We start from the raw sequence: 15,595 nt of genomic DNA, 5'->3' as shown, positions 1-15,595 counted from the left end.
CGCAGGTCCATGGTCCGACCGTCACCACGATCCGAACGGAAGTGTGCCCATGCCCGCCGAAACCCCCTCGGAAGCCGCGTACGACCGGCTCCGCCGCCGCCAGTGGCTGGCCGGCGAGGCCCGCGCGGACGGCGTCGACCGCCGCACCCTGCTGCGGATGCTCGCCGCAGCGGGGGTGCTCGCCGCCCCGACCGCCGGCGGGCTGCTCGCCCCGGCGGACGCGCTCGCGGCTCCGCCGTCCGCGGGCGGCGCCGAGCCCGTCGCGCGGTCGTCCGCCGGCCTCGCCGCCGCCGCTCCCACCGCCGGCCCGGTGCCCGGGATCCTCAAGCCGCTGCCCGCCGAGTGGTTCGTCCCGCGCGGCACCAACGCCGAGATGCGGTTCGACGCGCTGCGCGGGAGCGCGGACGGCGGCCCGGTCGGCCGTCACATCCCGGTGGAGCGGTTCTTCGTCCGCAACCACACCAGCACGCCGCTGATCGACGCCGGCAGCTGGCGGCTGCGGCTCTTCGGCAGCGGCCTGCGCGGCGCACCCACCGCCGACCGGCCGGTCGAGTTCTCCCTCGACGACCTGCACGACCTCCCCGCGCACTCGATCAGCGCCCTGGTCGAGTGCGCCGGCAACGGCCGCAGCTTCTACACCGGCCAGCAGCACCAGACGGTGACCGGCACCCAGTGGACGCTCGGCGGCATCGGCTCGGCCCGCTGGCGCGGGGTCCGGCTGGCGGACGTGCTCCGCCGGGCCGGGATCAGCCGTCGTGCGGTGGACGTGCTGCCCAGCGGCCTCGACGCGGAGTTCGTGTCCGGCGGCGTCAGCCTCGGCCGGGTCCGCCGCCCGCTGCCGGTGGCGAAGGCGCTGGACGACGTACTGCTCGCCTACGAGATGAACGGCGAGCCGCTGACGCCCGACCACGGCGCGCCCGTCCGGCTGGTGGTCCCGGGCTGGATCGGGATCGCGTCGATCAAGTGGGTCGGCACGGTCGAGGTGGCCGACCACCCGCTCTACTCGCCCTGGAACACCGACTTCTACCGCCTCTTCGGCCCCGACCACCCGGCCGGCGGCAGCGCCCCGCTCACCACCCAGGTCGTCAAGAGCGCCTTCGAGCTGGCCCGCGGGGCGGTGCTGGCCGCCGGTCGCCGGCACCGGCTGTACGGCCGGTCCTGGTCGGGTGCGGCGGCGGTCCGTACGGTCGAGGTGTCCACCGACGGCGGCCTGCGGTGGCACCGGGCCGAACTGCTCGACGAGCCCCGCGCCGACAACTGGACGCGCTGGAGCGTCGACTGGCGTCCGGAGCGCCCCGGCCCGTACGAGCTGCGGGCCCGGGCGACCGACCGCCGCGGCAACACCCAGCCCGAGGTGGCGGTGTTCAACCGCGAGGGCTACCTCTTCGACGCGGTGGTGGTCCACCCGGTGACGGCGGCCTGACTCCGCCCGGGGTCCGCCGGAGCCGCCCCACCGGGCTCAGGCGCTGGACGGGACCTCGTACGGGGCCGGGTAGGGCGTCTCGTACGGGGCCAGCACCAGCCGCACCACGTCCTCCAGCCGCCGCCGGGCGTCGCCGAGCGTGGTGCGGCCGGTCACCCAGGCCGTCAGCTCGCCCTGCCAGGCGTGGCCGACGATGTGCCGCACCAGGTCGCTCGTGGCGGCCGGGACCTCGGCCATCACCGCCTGGAGCGCGGCACTGTCGGCCCGGGCCATGCCCTGCAGGGCCTCGCTGGCGAAGGGGTCGGTGGAGGCGGCGACGGCCACCCGGAGCCGGGCCAGTTCGGGCTGGCGCTGGTAGGCCCGCATCCCGCCGCGGACGAACCGCACCACCCGGTCGGTGGCGCCCAGGCCGGCGCGCGGTCCGCGGAGCTCCGCCACCAGGTCGGCCAGCAGCAGGCGATGCCACTCGGCGATGGCGGCCGCCAGCAGGTGGTCCTTGGAGGAGAAGTAGCGGTACGCCGTCCCCAGGGCGGCTCCGGACCGCTCGCAGACCTGCTTCATCTGCAGCCGCTCGACGCCGATCTCGTTCACCAGGGCGAGCGCTGCCGCGATCAGACTCTCGCGGCGTTCGAGTTGACGCGGAGACATCGCCTCCACCGGCCGTGGTGACAGGTCAACCTTGGTCACCCGCACCATGATACGGGCCGTGGCCGCTCAGGAATATGACGCCGACAGGCCGCCCGCCGTTCTCCCCCCGGTCACCGGGGCCGGCCCGCGGGCCGGCCCGGCCCCGGTGACCGCCCCGCCGTCGGCTCCGGGCCGTGGTCAGCGCGGTGCGACCAGGCGTTCGCGGATCAGCGCCTCCTGCACGGCGGACGCGACCAGCCGTCCCTCCCGGTCGTAGAACTCGCCCAGGGACAGCCCCCGGCCGTCCGAGGAGGACGGGCTCCGCTGGGCGAACAGCAGCCACTCGTCGGCCCGGAACGGCCGGTGGAACCACATCGCGTGGTCCAGCGAGGCCATCAGCAGCCGGGGCGGCTCGGTGCGCTGGAAGAAGTTGGGCTGGAGGTGCAGCCCGGCCGTCGAGGCCAGCGTGAGGTCCGAGAGGTAGGTGAGCGCGCAGACGTGCAGCAGCGGGTCGTCGGCGGGCAGCGGGGAACCGGCGCGCAGCCAGACGAACTGCTGCGGCATGCCCGGGACGGCGGGCGGCACGCCCGGGGCGTCCGGCGGGACGAACCGCAGCTCCAGGGCGCCGAAGCCGCTGCGGGCGAGCGCCGCGCGGGCCTCCTCGTCCCAGGAGGAGAAGACGTCCGGCAACTCCTCGGGGCCCGGCATGGACGGGATCTCCCGGTGCCGGTCGGTGGCCCGCTCGGGGCGTTTGAAGGACGCGGAGAGGGTGAAGACCGCCTCGCCCTTCTGCATCGCCGTCACCCGGCGGGTGGCGTACGAGGAGCCCTGGCGCACCTGGTCGACCCGGTAGTCGATCGGGTGGGCCGGGTCCCCGGCCACCAGGAAGTAGCCGTGCAGCGAGTGCACCGCGCGGTCGGTCCCGACCGTCCGCCCGGCCGCCACCAGCGCCTGTGCGGCGACCTGGCCGCCGAACGCGCGCATCGGCGCTCCGGCGTGGCAGTGGCCGCGGAACGTGTTCTCGTCGAGCCGCTCGATCAGCAGCAGCTCGGCGAACGGGCCGACGGTGTCGGTCGCCCGTCTCTCCTGTTCGGTCAGCTCGGTCACGGGCCCATAGTGACAGAAGCCGCCCGCCGACCGTTGTGACCTGGGTAACCCTTTCGGGGGAACCTCGCGGGTAGAACCTGTTCCAGTCGGGACCGCCCGCGACGGGTGGAGGAGGGCGCCGGAGCTCGACTGTCAGTGCCCTGACCTAACGTGTTCGGCATGTCGCAATCCGCACACGCGTACGCCTATCTGCGCCCGTCCGCCGTCCTCGACGGCGCGGCCGGCCGGCGCCTCGCCCTGGAGACCTCCGGCGGCGCCACCCCGCTCGGGGCGGCCACCCACCCCCGCTTCTTCGCGGGCTTCCTGGCCGAGCCCGCACCGGCCGCCGCCGCGCTGCTCGCGGTCGCCGACGTCGCCGCCGCCCGCTACTACCAGCCGCAGCTGCGCGCCTCGCTCGACCCGGTGGTCACCGCCAACGGCGACCGGCTCCGGTTCGAGTCCTTCTCCGGCTGCTGCGGCGTCTACGCCCGCCTCGACGTGCTCGCCGCCGGCCTGGACGGCGACGAGATCGGTCACGGCACCACCAACGTCGACGTCAACAACCCGCTGCGCGAGGCACTCTCCCGGATCGGTCGGGCCGAGCCGCTGCACCTCGCCGTCGGACCGGACGCCCTGGAGGTCACCACCTTCGACGGGCCGGTCGTCGAGAAGAAGGTCCCGCTGCCGGAGCGCTGGCTGCGCGGCTTCGCCGAGACGCAGGTCACCGCGGCCGGGTTCGACCTGCGGGCCGAGCTGCCCGCGGCCGAGGCGGTCCGCTTCCTGCGGTCGCTGCCGCGCGGCGGCGGCCGGGCCGGTGCCCGGACCGCCCTCTGGGTGGTCGCGGCCGGCCGGACGCTGCGCCCGACCACCCGGCCGGTGCCCGGTGCGGTCTGCCTGCCCGGCCCCGAGCGGCTGGCCGCGCTCCAGCGGGTGCTGCGGCACGCGCTGGCGCTGCGGGTGTACGGCCCGGTCGCGGGTGACGGCCCGGCGGCCTCCGCCTGGGAGGTGGTGCTGCCCGGGATGCGCCTGACGCTCACCCTCTCACCCGACGCCTCCCGGGGCTTCTCCGGCGAGGGCGGGGTGCTCGGCGCGCTGGCCACCGACACGGCCGAGCCGGACGCCGACCTGGTCGCGGCGCTGCTCGCCTGGGAGCCGCGGATCGAGGTCGCCGACCTGGCCGAGCAGTCCGGGCTCACCCCGGCCCGGGTGCGGGCGGCGCTCACCCGGCTCGGCACCGGCGGGCAGATCGGCTACGACGCCGCCGAGGCCGCCTACTTCCACCGCCAGCTGCCGTACGACGCGGGGCGGGCCGAGGACCGGAACCCGCGGCTGCGGGCCGCGCGCGCCCTGGTGGCGGCGGGGGCGGTCCGCCAGGAGAGCGGCGCGCTCGCCACCGTGACGGTGGACGACCACGTCCAGCGGGTGCGGACGGACGCGGCGGGCGCGCTCGGCTGCACCTGCCTCTGGTGGGCCAAGTACCGCGGCGGGCGCGGGCCGTGCAAGCACGTCCTGGCGGTCGGGATGGTCCGGGAGGCGGCCCTCCGGGGCGGCGCGCCGGAGAACGGCGCGGTGGAGGGCGGAGCCGCGGGGAACGGGGCCGTGGAGAGCGGGACGGCCCTCGGCGGGGCCGGTCACGACGGGATCCTTCGGGAGGGGACGCGATGAGCGGGGCGGACACGATGAGCGCGGCGCGGGCGACGGACGGGACGGGCGCCGCAGGCGTCACGGGCGGCGCGTCGGCCGCGGTCGACGCGCTGCTGACGGCGGTCCGCGAGGGGCGGGTCCCGCAGGTGCCGGGGCTGGTCGCCGCGCTCGGCCCGGCCGAGCGGCGGTCCTGCGTCCCGGTGCTCAAGGAGATGCGCAAGGAGGCCCGCAGCGACTGGTCCAAGGCGGCCAACCAGCGGATGGGCGCGCTGCTGGTCGCCGGAGCCGGCTGCCACGTCGGTGCGGCGGGCGCCGCCACCTGGATCGGCGGACGCGACTTCACCGGCCGGTCCTGGGCCCGCCACCCGGCGCTCGGCGCGGTGGTCGAGGCCCAGCCGGAGGAGTGGCAGATCGAGGTGGTCGGCAGGCTCGCCGCCAAGCGCGGATCCGGCTGGAGCTGGGACCTCTTCCCGCTGATCGAGCGGGTTGTCCGGCGGACGGGCTGCCGGGTGCCGGCCTCCGACGACTTCGTCGCCGAATGGGTGCGCTCGGCCGCGGGCGCCGAGACCGGCCCGCGGGGCACCACCGACACGCTGCTGGAGCGGCTGCGGGCGGACACCTTCACACCGGTGCTGCTGCCGCGGGTGTTCGAGCTCGACGACGTCGCCTGGCCGTTCGACTCCCGGTACAGCACCCGGCCGGGGGACTCCTGGCCGGAGGCGGTCGCGGGGCTGGCGGGCGGCCCGCACTTCGACCGCGCAGAGCTGGTCGACCTCTGCCTGGCCCGACTGGTCCGCGGTGGCCGGCCGGCCGACCAGAAGGCCTTCCTCGCCGTCCTGGTCGCCCTCGCGCCCACGACGGAGGAGTACGCCTCCCGGGTCCGGGACCTGGTCGCGGTGCTGGACGGACTCTCGACGGTGGCCGGCCACGCCCAGCAGGTGCTCACCGGGCTGGACGAGGCCGGACTGGTCGGACCGGAGGTGCTCGTCGAGGCCTCGTCGGTGGTGCTGTTCCGCAGCGAGAAGAAGCTGGTCCGCGCCCAGCTGGCCTGGCTGGAGCAGGCCGCCCGGCGCTCGCCCGAACGCTCCGGCCCGGTGGTGCTGGCCGCCGCCGAGGCCTTCGGCCACCCCGACACGGTGATCCAGGAGCGCGCGCTCAACGTGGTGGCCCGCCGGCTCAAGGCGGCCGGCGAGGCCGTCCTGCCCGAGCTGCGGCTCGCCGCCGAGGCCCTCAACCCCGCCCACCACGCCCGCGCCGGTGAGCTGTTCGGCGCGCCGGTGGGCAGCGGCGAGGACGACGACACCGCGTGGAGCGAACTGCTCCCACCGGTCCCGGTGCCCGCCCCGCTCGGGGACCCGCTCGCCACCCCGGCCGAGGTCGCCGAGGAGCTGGCCGTGCTGCTGGCCTCGGGCCGGCCGGACGTCGCCGTCTTCGAACGGGTGCTGGACGGCCTGGTCCGGCACGCCCACCTGGACCGGGCGGCGCTGACTGCGGCGCTGGAGCCGGTGCTACGGGTGAACCCGTGGCGCGAGGGCAGCCGGTGGAGCGACTGCGGTCCCGGCGAGGTGCTGTACGTCGCGGCGGCCGTGGCCGGTCTGGTCGACCCCCACTGGCGCGGCTCCGTCTTCAAGGACAAGGGCCGCCACCCGCTGCGCGGTCCGCACAACACGGTGTACGGCGAGGCGATCGCCGCCCGGCTCGCCGAGGCGGCCGAGCGGGTCACCACCGACCTTCCGCCGCTGCTGCTCGCCACCCCGACCGATGCGACCGGTGCGGTCGCGGCCGAGGTGCTGGTGGAGCGCCTGGCCGTCCACGAGGCGGCCGGCGTCGCGGTCGGGAAGGCCGACCTGAGCGCCGCCCTGCTGCGGGTGGCCCCGACGACCGACGCGGCCGTCCGGGCGGCTGCCGACCGGCTGACCTCGCCCGCCGGCCGCTGGGCGGCCCGGTGGCTGCGTGAGGGCGGCCTGCCGGCGCAGCCCTCGGCGCGGGTGGTCTTCGCGCCCGGCCCGGAGGCCCGGACCGGGCAACGCTACTGGGACCGCTGGTGGGAGACGGTGAAGCGGGTGGCGGTCGCCCAGACCGGCAGCGGGGGCGGACCCGTCGGCCCGGCCGGCGAGCGCCTGGAGGCGGAGTTCTGGGCGCTGCTGGACGGCACCGAGCCCACCGTCGACCGGGCCCGCAAGCAGAACGAGTGGCAGTGGGAGCCCAGCCCGCACTGGGCCGCGATGCTCCCGCACCATCGCGAGGAGCAGGCGGCCCGCTGGCTCGACTGGTTCGCCGACTCCGCGGACCGCGAGCGGCGCGGTGCGGGGCGGATGCTCGTGGTGCTCGCCGAGGGCGGCGGTCCGGCCGGGCTCTCGCTGCACCTCGCCGTGGCCTACGGCCTCGGGGCCCGGTTCCCCGACGACCGGACGGCGGCGGTGGACGCGCTGCTGGTCCTCGCCGCCCGGGGCGACCTGGACGGCTCGCTGCTCGGTCGCGAGCTGGGCGAGCTGGTCACCCTCGGCACGGTGAAGCCCAACCGGCTCGCCCACTCCCTGGTCACCGTCGCGGACACCGGCGCCTACGGCACCGTCTGGTCGGTGCTGGCCACCGTCCTGCCCGCGCTCCTCGGCGGTGAGGGGGTGCGCGGCGCGGCCGACGTGCTGGCGGTGGCGGCGGACGCCGCGCGCCGCTGCGGTGCCCGCGGCGAGGTGCCGGGGCTGGCGGAGGTGGCGGGCAGGCCGGGGTCGAGCCGACTGGTGAAGCACGCCCGGGCCCTGCGGGAGGTGCTGGCCGGCTGACGGAGCGAGGGGAGGAGGAGGGTTCGAGAACGTTCGTTCTTGACCGGGCGTTCTTTAACTCCTAGAGTCATCGCCATGGGAAGACCACGCGCCTTCGACGAGGACCGAGCTGTGGAGACGGCGGCGGAGCTGTTCGCCCTCCGGGGATACGAAGGGACTTCGGTGGACGATCTGGTCACCGGTCTCGGAGTGCACCGGGGCAGCCTCTACAAGGTGTTCGGGAGCAAACGCGGCCTCTACCTGGCCGCGCTGCGCCGCCACCTCGACCAGGAGGTGCTGCCGCTCGCGGCGGCGCTCGGGACCGCCGACGGCCTGGCCGAGCTGCTGGTGCAGGCGGCAGCCGGATTCGACGGCGGCCCGGCCGGCGGACTGCTGCTGTCGGCCGCCGTCGAACGGGCCGGGAGCGATCCGGAGGTCGGCGCACTGGTCGCCGAGGGCCTGGCCGCGCTCGACACCGCTCTCGCCCGGGCGGCCGGGCCCGCTGCGGGCGAGAGCGCCGGGCCCGGGGGCGCGGAGATGCTCGCCGCGACCGTCCTCGGCCTGCGGCTGCGTGCCCGTGCGGGCGTGGGCGGGCCGTCGGCCGCGTCGCTCCTGGCCTTCGCCGGCCGGTTCGGCGGGACAGGCGCGGCCGGCGGGGCCGAACCGACGGGTTGAGCAGGTCCTCACCCGGAACAACCAGAGCATCGTCGATCACCAGCAGAGGAACACGTCCATGGCCCATGTCAGCGTCACCGACCACACCCTCGTCGTCGAGATCGAGGGCCTCGACCGCCTCTGGGCGATCAGGAGCCGGATAGAGATCCCGATCGGCAACGTCCGGGGCGCCACCGTCGACCCCGGGATCTTCCGCGAGCCCAAGGGGATCCGGGTCGGCGGAACGCACTTCCCGGGGCTGATCACCGCCGGAACCTTCCGCTCGGGCGGCGAGTGGGTGTTCTGGGACGTCAAGAACCCGGAGAAGGCGGTGGTGATCGAGCTCGCCGACGAGCGGTACAGCCGGCTGGTCATCGAGGTCGCCGACCCGCGCGCCACCGTCGACCTCGTCGAACTCGCCAAGCGGCCCGCTTGACGGTCGGCCCGTCTGACGGTCGGCCCGTCTGACGGTCGGTCCGTTCGGGGGCGGCCCGCATCCGCCGTGGCGATGCGACGCCCCGGCCCGCGGCGGTCGGTCCGTTCGGGGGCGGCCCGGTCAGTGGGCGTGCCGTGCGACGGACCGGCAGCCTCGGCGGGCCGTCGGACGGGCGGCCGTCTATGGTGATCGGGTCTCCCCGCCGCCGCATCCCGTCCGGAGCATCCGTGCTGCACCTGCGCCTGATCGTTCCCGTCGACCTGCGCGACACCGTGCTGAGGTGCCTGGACGACTGCGTGGGTGTGACCCACGTGGTGCTGCTCCCCGACGCGGCCGTCCGGCCGCCGGGGGACGTGGTGCTCTGCGACGTGGCGCGCGAGTCGGCGGACGAGGTGCTGGGCGCGCTGCGGGCGACGGGGCTTCCGGCGCGCGGCGCGATCGACGTCGAGGAGATCGAACTGACCCTCTCGGCGGCGGCCGACGAGGCGGAACGGCTCGCTCCCGGCGAGGGGGCGGACGCGCTGGTCTGGGAGGCCGTCTCCGAGATCACCCACGAGGAGTCCACGCTCACCGGCGTCTACCTGGCCTTCCTGACCGTGGCGACGATGCTGGCGGCCTGTGGCGCGGTGCTGGACAGCGCGATCCTCATCGTCGGCGCCATGGCGGTCGGGCCGGAGTTCGGCCCGCTGGCCGGGCTCTGCGTCGCGCTGGTTCAGCGCCGGTCGCGGCCGGCCCTGCGCTCGCTGAACGCGCTGGTGGCGGGGTTCGCGGTGGCGATGGCGCTGACCGTCGTGTTCTCGCTGCTGATGGACGCGGCGGGGTTGTTCAGCCAGGAGAGGTTCGACGGGGCGCGACCCAACACCTCGTTCATCTGGCAGCCGGACGCGACCTCGTTCGTGGTGGCCTTCCTCGCGGGCATCGCCGGGCTGCTCTCGTTGACCTCGGCCAAGGCCGGGATGCTGGTCGGCGTGGCGATCTCGGTGACCACCGTGCCGGCCGCCGCCAACGCGGCGGTCGCGCTCGGGTACGGCGACTTCCGGCAGTTCTCGGGCTCCAGCCTCCAGTTGCTGCTGAACATGGCCGGAATCGTGGTGGCGGGGGTGCTCACGCTGCTGGTGCAGCAGGGCGCCTGGCGGCTGCTCCGCCGTCGGGCCGAGGCGCGCGCGGCCTCCGCCTCCTGAGCGCCCGGCGGGACCGTACCCGCGGTCGGTCGGCGCCCCGCGGTCCCGGTCCCGCCGGGGGCCGGCGCCCCCGTCCGCGCCGGCCCCGCCCGTGGTCCTGCCGCCGGCGGGCTCAGACCGGCACGCCGTCGTCCTCCGCCGCCTTCGGCCGGCCGCCCCGCCCCGTCGCCTTCCCGCTGCCCGCCGTCCCGCCGACCGTCTTCGGGTCGGCCGCCGCGCGGGCCGCGTCGTCGGGTACCACCAGCGGCGCGCCGTCCTGCGGAAGCGCGGCCACGGCCCGCCACCAGAGCCGCAGGGTGGGCGGGTCGGCCGGTTCGAAGGGCTTGCCGGGGCGCGGCACCGCCAGCCGCGCGCCCAGCGCCCGCGCGGCGGCGACCACCCGCTCGGCGGGCTCCTCCCAGGGGTGCGGGGCGAGGTTGAAGGTGCACCAGTGGATCGGCAGCAGCACGTCGCCGCCGAGGTCGAGGTGGGCCCGGACACCCTCCTCGGGCGTCATGTGCACCTCGGGCCAGAAGTCGCTGTACGCGCCGACCTGCATCATCGTCGCGTCGAACGGGCCGAGCCGGCGGCCGATCTCCGCGAAGCCGGGGAAGTAGCCGGTGTCCCCGCTGTGGAAGATCCGCCGGCCGCCGCCGGCCACCACCCAGGACGCCCACAGGAAGAGCGCGCTGGTGCGCGGGCCGCGGCTGCAGTAGTGCCGGGCGGGCGTGGCGGTCAGGGTGAGACCGGCCACCTCGGCCGACTCCCACCAGTCCAGTTCGACGATCCGCCCGGCGGGCACGCCCCAGTGCTCCAGGTGGGCGCCGACCCCGAGGGGGACGGCGAAGGTCGCGCCGGTGCCGATCAGCGCCCGGACGGTCCCCATGTCGAGGTGGTCGTAGTGGTCGTGGGAGATGACCACGACGTCGACCGGGCCGAGCTCGCCGAGCGGCAGCGGCACCGGGTGGAGCCGCTTGGGCCCGGTCCAGGCGAACGGCGAACAGCGCTCGCCCCAGACCGGGTCGAAGAGGACCCGACGGCCGTCCAGCTCGGCCAGCACGGTCGCGTGGCCGAGCCAGGTGAGCCGCAGGCCGGAGGCGGGCGGGGCGGCCAGGTCGACCGGGAGCAGCCGGTGCAGCGGCACGGCGGCGGCCGGGACCCGGCGGGTCCGGTCGGCGGCCAGCTGGGCGCGGGTGATCTCCAGCGGGCTGCGTTCGTACACCAGCCGGCGGGTGGGCACCGGATTGCGGAAGGCACCGTCCGAGAACTGCGGCGAACGGTGGATCCGGGACAGCCGGTCGCCGCGCGGATCGGCCCCGAAGGCGTCCGTCCGGACCCGGTGCCAGGCCGTGCGGGGCAGCCCGCTGAGGCGGCCCGGGGGAGCGGTGAGCATCGAGGTGAGGCCGGGGACACGGGTGTACCAGGGGGCGGCTGGGCGGGGCACGGCACCTCCAAGGACGGCTATGGATACCGGGCATGCCGGGGCGCGCACCGCCGGCGACGGCACCGTGGTGCGGTACGACAACCATCTCGTCGGAGATTACTCGTCGTCGGCCGTTCGGACCCGGCGAGCGACCCGGCACGCGCCGTTCGGCGTACCCGCCAGGGCGCGCGCCCTGGCGTCCGCCGGTCCGGCCCCGCCCGGCGGGAGTCGGTGAGGTCGATGAGATCGACGAGGTGGGTGGGATCGGTGAGGCGGGTGTACTGCCCGGTGACCGGCGGATTCCCCGGGGATCAGGCGTAGAAACGCGTGATCGTCTCCGCGACGCAGTGCGGCTTGCCGCTGTCCGCGCTGGTGATGGTGAACCGGACCACCGCCTGCACGCCCCCCGCCACCTCGGTGGCGGAGACCAGCTCGGCCGTCGCCCGGATCGCCGTGCCGACCGGCACCGGCGCCGGGAAGCGGACCTTCTCCGAACCGTAGTTGAGCGCCATCCGGACGCCCTCGACGCCGTAGCACTCCTTGGCCAGCACCGGGATCATCGACATGGTGAGGTAGCCGTGCGCGATGGTCGAGCCGAACCGGCTCTCCTCGGCCCGCTCCGGGTCGACGTGGATCCACTGGTGGTCGCCGGTGGCCTCGGCGAACAGGTCGATCCGTGCCTGATCGACCGTGTGCCACTGGCTGGTGCCCAGCTCGGTGCCGACGGCGGCGGTCAGTTCGGCGAGGGAGGCGAAGGTCGTCACGGTGCGCTCCTGAGGGGCGGCGGCGAGGGCGGGATGCGAACTCCGCAGAGTATGCCTACTCGCCGGTCACCTGTCAGCGATCGCGCCGGTGCCGGTGCCCGCGGTCGTACCGGTCACACCGTCGTACCGTCACACGGGGTCGGGCGGTCGGGGTGGCGGGGCCGTCAGGAGTGACGGGGGCGTGGCCCCCGCTCCGGGGCGGGGACCACCGCGTCAGGAACGTTGCACCGAGCGGCCGGACCGTAGCAGCCGGCGACCGCTGACCAGCTCGGGCACCAGTGACACGAAGAGCGGGTCCGAATCGCCGACCCACGGCCGCAGCCCCGAGCGGAGCGCCCGTCGGACCTGCTCCGGCTCGCGCACCAGATCGGCCCTGCCGTGCACCAGGACGCTCCAGCCGGTCCGGGTGACCGGGTCCAGCCGGTCGGCCTGGAAGGCGACGACCGTGCCGTCCAGACAGCGCGCGGTAGCACTGCCCCGGCGCACCGCCAGCAACAGGCGCCCGTCCGGGGTGACGTCGAAGGAGACCGGCAGCACGGCCGGCAGTGCGTGCTCGGTGTACACCACACGTCCGACGGGCACGGTGCTGAGCAGCCGCAGGCACGCGGCCTCGGTCAGGGCCTCCAGCTGGTCGTCACGGTCCATGGGTCCGATCGTCCCGCTGCCGAGAGCGGGCCGATAGGGCCCATGGTCCCTGAGCGGCAGGGTCGGGAGCCCCGTCGGTGGGCGCGCGGGACGGTAGCCTGCCCGGCGGGTGGCACCGGGGCGCGCGGGGCGTGCCGCAGCGCGCGCGGGTGCCACGGACATCGGCGAGCAGTGCGTGGCCGGGCATCGACGGACGGTGGCGCGGCGGGCGGTCCCGGGACGGCCGGGGACGGGCAGGAGGGGGCGGTGCGGATGGCAAGCGGGGTCGACCTGGTGGTGATCGGGGCGGACGGCGGGCCGGACCGGGGCTTCGGCGGCTCGGCGCAGGCGGCGGAGGGCGCCCGGCTGCTGGCCGGTGTCCTGCCCGGCATGTGCTTCGACGCCGGCGCGGCCGGGAGCCGGGTCACGGTGGTGGAGCCCGGGGCGGACGCCAACACGATGCTGACCGCCGTCCGGGAGGCCGCCGCCCGCCCGGGCCGGTGGCTGCTGGTCTGCCTGGTGGGCCAGTTGGCGGCCGACCCGCGCGGCCGACGGCTCGCCCTGGTGACCGGCGGTTCCACCACGGACAACGCCTACCGGCGCGGGCTGGCCTGGGACTGGGTGGTGAGCGCGATGGTGCACGGCGACCAGGAGGAGGCGCTGCTGCTGGTCGACGCGGTGGTCGACAAGGACACCTGGACCGCGCTGGAGCGGAGCGCCGGCGAGGACGGTCTCGGTGAACTGCTCACCTACTCGCGGGTCCCGCTGTGGGGCCGGATCGGCCGCTACGCCCCGGGCCGCTACACCCCCGGCAGACGTGGTCGGGACGCCGTCCTGCCGGGCGGCGCGGGCTCGTTCAGCCAGGCGCTCACCACGGTGCTCCAGCAGGGTGTGCCGGGCGCACCGGCCGCCGTCGGCCCGCTCGACCTGCAACCGGCCGTCGGCGCACTCCTCGACGGCGGTGGCGGTGGAGGTGTTGGCGCGGCGGGCGGAGGGCCGGGCAACTCCGCGGGGGGCGGGCCCGGTGGTGCCGCCGGTACGCCGGCGAACCACGGTGACGCGCCGGGTGTGCGCCTGCTCGTACCGCCGGAGGGAGGGCGCCTGTTGATGCGCAATCGGGCCGCGGTTCGGGGTGCATTGGCCGGATTGTCGCTTTCCGAAGAACTGTTGGCCCTTCTGTGGCGGGAAAGTGCCCCGACGGATCCGCCTTCCGCGTAAGGTCAGGGGGCCCTGGGTGTTGCCGTGAAGGACCGGTTTGGCGAAGAATCGATGCCCTCGGGGGCAACATCGGTGGGACGGCGGAATTCTTTGGCGGCCACGGGCCACACGCGTGGTCGGCTGCGACGAGGTGGGGCGATGCGGCAGCGCGGAAGTGTGTTGCGCCCTGGGGCGGTTGGGGTCGGCGGACTGGTACTGGCGTTGCTGCTGAGCGCCTGCGGGAGCAGCGGTGACGGTGGTTCCGTGGAGCGTCTGGGGACCAGTGCGCCCACGGTCGCGGCGGTGACTCCGGTAACCCCTTCGGGTGGTTCGCCGAACGTCGGTAACGCGCCGACGGACGGACCCGAAGGAGCGGCCGCCCGGGACGCCATGAGCGCCTATCAGGACTGGTGGCAAGCCCAGGTGGAGGCCTACGGGCGGACGGATTCGGACGGATCGCGACTGGAGACCTTCTCCTCCGGGAAGGCACTCACCGACGCCCTGGTCAATCTCAAACAACTTCACGACGCCAAACTGGTGATGACCGGCGGACCGCGGAATTCGCCGGTGGTGAAGAACCTCGATCTGGCCGCCGATCCGCACACTGCCGTGATCGAGGACTGCCTCGACGTGTCGGGCTGGCACCAGGCCGACGCCACCACGCGCGCGGTGAAGGACCCGCCGAACCGGCTCACCCGGTACCCGGCGACCGTTTTCCTACGGCAGTTCGAAACGCGTTGGCTGATCCACGAGTTCAAGCGGGAGGTGCAACGAACATGCTGAAACCGGTACGGCGATTGGTGCTCGGTACGCCCTTGTTCACCGCATTGCTGTTATCCCCCGGAACCGTCGCGGCGGCGGAGCCGACCCCCACCGGGGGTGCCACCCGCTGCGAGGTGAACGTGATCTGCTCGGGAACCGAGGACCCGGGCACCAAGCCGACCCCCGGGGGCGGCGGGGGGACAGGGGGCACCGGGGGGAGTTCGAGCGGCCCTCAGGTGTGTTCCTGGAACGGGATGCCCCTCGCGTGCAGCGATCCCGAGCTGGGCTGGTTCAGCGCCTCGCGGGGCTGTTACTTCCGGTTGATCAGCCCACCGCCTCCCGCGGGCGATCCGCGCTGGCAGGGGCACGATCCCTCGGAGGGCTCGGTCTACAACGTGACCTGCCTCGACAGCGCGGGCTCGCAGACCGGCGCCCCGGCGGAGTTCGCCGCCCAGGCGCCCGCCGGGCCGCCGCCGGACAACCCGGCCCAGCTGGCCCGTCAGGCCAGGGACCGGATCGCCTTCCCCAAGCCGAAGCCCGTCACCGCCCCCAAGGGCGACTCCGTGGTGGGCGCGCCGGTCTGGCTCTGGCTGGAGGGCTCGCAGCCCCCGGCCCCGGTATCGGTCTCCGGCAACACCCTCACCGTGACGGTCACCCCGCGCCTGGACTGGGTGGAGTGGAAGTTCGGGGACGGGACGAAGGAGCGGTGCGAGGGGAAGGCCGCGGCCGGCACCCCGTACGACCCCACGTACGGCGCCAACGCCTCGCCCACCTGCGGCCACGTCTTCAAGTCCGGTTCGGGCCGCACGACGGACGGCCTGTTCCACGGGACCGTCACGGCCCACTGGGTCGGTGTGGTCACGGTGACCGGGGGGACCCAGCAGGTCGACCCGATCGAGCTGCCGCTGACCGAGGCCGTCCAGTTCCGGGTGGCCGAGGTGCAGGTCCTCAACTAGCCGGTCCGCAAAAGCCGGTTCTCAACTACCCGGACCTCGGCCGGCCGGCCGGACCTCGACCGGCCGGACCGGCACAC

14 protein-coding genes are annotated in these 15,595 nt (G+C 75.3%); 9 read left to right on the top strand and 5 right to left on the bottom strand.

The features are described 5' to 3' along the window. Positions 1–49 precede the first annotated feature (49 nt). Positions 50–1,423 carry a sulfite oxidase gene (locus tag PUR61_RS20170; protein WP_329880443.1) on the top strand — a complete coding sequence of 458 codons (1,374 nt, stop codon included), beginning with the start codon at positions 50–52 and terminating at the stop codon, positions 1,421–1,423. Between the two features lie 36 nt (positions 1,424–1,459). Here PUR61_RS20170 and PUR61_RS20165 read toward each other — a convergent pair whose 3' ends face one another. Both PUR61_RS20165 and PUR61_RS20160 read right to left on the bottom strand, forming a co-directional pair. After that, positions 1,460–2,110, bottom strand: coding sequence for a TetR/AcrR family transcriptional regulator (locus PUR61_RS20165; protein ID WP_329880442.1), 651 nt, complete (start codon positions 2,108–2,110; stop codon positions 1,460–1,462). Between the two features lie 138 nt (positions 2,111–2,248). Beyond that, positions 2,249–3,157 carry an acyl-CoA thioesterase gene (locus PUR61_RS20160; protein ID WP_329880441.1) on the bottom strand — a complete coding sequence of 303 codons (909 nt, stop codon included), beginning with the start codon at positions 3,155–3,157 and terminating at the stop codon, positions 2,249–2,251. A gap of 159 nt (positions 3,158–3,316) precedes the next feature. Between PUR61_RS20160 and PUR61_RS20155 the strand changes: the two genes are divergently transcribed. From PUR61_RS20155 to PUR61_RS20135, 5 genes are all read left to right on the top strand, one after another. After that, positions 3,317–4,801, top strand: a complete 1,485-nt coding sequence (locus PUR61_RS20155; protein WP_329880440.1) for an SWIM zinc finger family protein — start codon at positions 3,317–3,319, stop codon at positions 4,799–4,801. Then, positions 4,798–7,563 carry a DUF7824 domain-containing protein gene (locus PUR61_RS20150; protein WP_329880438.1) on the top strand — a complete coding sequence of 922 codons (2,766 nt, stop codon included), beginning with the start codon at positions 4,798–4,800 and terminating at the stop codon, positions 7,561–7,563. The genes PUR61_RS20155 and PUR61_RS20150 overlap by 4 nt, the downstream gene beginning before the upstream one ends. A 75-nt stretch (positions 7,564–7,638) precedes the next feature. Next, on the top strand, positions 7,639–8,217 hold the full coding sequence (locus PUR61_RS20145; RefSeq protein WP_329880436.1) for a TetR/AcrR family transcriptional regulator: 579 nt from the start codon (positions 7,639–7,641) through the stop codon (positions 8,215–8,217). A gap of 58 nt (positions 8,218–8,275) precedes the next feature. Next, on the top strand, positions 8,276–8,632 hold the full coding sequence (locus tag PUR61_RS20140; protein WP_329880434.1) for a hypothetical protein: 357 nt from the start codon (positions 8,276–8,278) through the stop codon (positions 8,630–8,632). Positions 8,633–8,859: 227 nt separating this feature from the next. After that, positions 8,860–9,813 carry a DUF389 domain-containing protein gene (locus PUR61_RS20135; protein WP_329880433.1) on the top strand — a complete coding sequence of 318 codons (954 nt, stop codon included), beginning with the start codon at positions 8,860–8,862 and terminating at the stop codon, positions 9,811–9,813. Between the two features lie 112 nt (positions 9,814–9,925). On the opposite strand, the gene PUR61_RS20130 is transcribed toward PUR61_RS20135, so the two are convergent. From PUR61_RS20130 to PUR61_RS20120, 3 genes are all read right to left on the bottom strand, one after another. Next, the gene (locus PUR61_RS20130; protein ID WP_329880652.1) at positions 9,926–11,185 is read right to left on the bottom strand and encodes an MBL fold metallo-hydrolase; all 1,260 of its coding nucleotides are present in this window, start codon (positions 11,183–11,185) and stop codon (positions 9,926–9,928) included. Positions 11,186–11,526: 341 nt separating this feature from the next. Then, the gene (locus PUR61_RS20125) at positions 11,527–11,979 is read right to left on the bottom strand and encodes a MaoC family dehydratase (protein WP_329880431.1); all 453 of its coding nucleotides are present in this window, start codon (positions 11,977–11,979) and stop codon (positions 11,527–11,529) included. 213 nt (positions 11,980–12,192) lie between these two features. After that, positions 12,193–12,624 carry a pyridoxamine 5'-phosphate oxidase family protein gene (locus PUR61_RS20120; RefSeq protein ID WP_329880430.1) on the bottom strand — a complete coding sequence of 144 codons (432 nt, stop codon included), beginning with the start codon at positions 12,622–12,624 and terminating at the stop codon, positions 12,193–12,195. A 246-nt stretch (positions 12,625–12,870) separates the two neighbouring features. Between PUR61_RS20120 and PUR61_RS20115 the strand changes: the two genes are divergently transcribed. The 3 genes from PUR61_RS20115 to PUR61_RS20105 all read left to right on the top strand — a co-directional run bounded on the left by PUR61_RS20115 (position 12,871) and on the right by PUR61_RS20105 (position 15,518). Next, entirely contained in the window at positions 12,871–13,821 is a 951-nt protein-coding gene (locus PUR61_RS20115) for a hypothetical protein (protein WP_329880428.1), read from the top strand. A gap of 243 nt (positions 13,822–14,064) precedes the next feature. Then, the gene (locus PUR61_RS20110) at positions 14,065–14,583 is read left to right on the top strand and encodes a hypothetical protein (protein ID WP_329880427.1); all 519 of its coding nucleotides are present in this window, start codon (positions 14,065–14,067) and stop codon (positions 14,581–14,583) included. 233 nt (positions 14,584–14,816) lie between these two features. Continuing rightward, positions 14,817–15,518, top strand: coding sequence for a hypothetical protein (locus PUR61_RS20105; protein ID WP_329880426.1), 702 nt, complete (start codon positions 14,817–14,819; stop codon positions 15,516–15,518). Positions 15,519–15,595: the final 77 nt, after the last annotated feature.

The organism is Streptomyces sp. BE20 (assembly GCF_036322525.1).
GTDB lineage: Bacteria > Actinomycetota > Actinomycetes > Streptomycetales > Streptomycetaceae > Kitasatospora.
Note: the sequence above shows the minus strand (reverse complement) of the source record. Positions and strands in the feature narration are given on the sequence as shown.

Coding starts and splice junctions, on each gene's coding strand:
- PUR61_RS20170 (WP_329880443.1), top strand. CDS start 50: ATGCCCGCCGAAACCCCCTCGGAAGCCGCGTACGACCGGCTCCGCCGC.
- PUR61_RS20155 (WP_329880440.1), top strand. CDS start 3,317: ATGTCGCAATCCGCACACGCGTACGCCTATCTGCGCCCGTCCGCCGTC.
- PUR61_RS20150 (WP_329880438.1), top strand. CDS start 4,798: ATGAGCGGGGCGGACACGATGAGCGCGGCGCGGGCGACGGACGGGACG.
- PUR61_RS20145 (WP_329880436.1), top strand. CDS start 7,639: ATGGGAAGACCACGCGCCTTCGACGAGGACCGAGCTGTGGAGACGGCG.
- PUR61_RS20140 (WP_329880434.1), top strand. CDS start 8,276: ATGGCCCATGTCAGCGTCACCGACCACACCCTCGTCGTCGAGATCGAG.
- PUR61_RS20130 (WP_329880652.1), bottom strand. CDS start 11,185: ATGCTCACCGCTCCCCCGGGCCGCCTCAGCGGGCTGCCCCGCACGGCC.
- PUR61_RS20120 (WP_329880430.1), bottom strand. CDS start 12,624: ATGGACCGTGACGACCAGCTGGAGGCCCTGACCGAGGCCGCGTGCCTG.
- PUR61_RS20105 (WP_329880426.1), top strand. CDS start 14,817: ATGCCCCTCGCGTGCAGCGATCCCGAGCTGGGCTGGTTCAGCGCCTCG.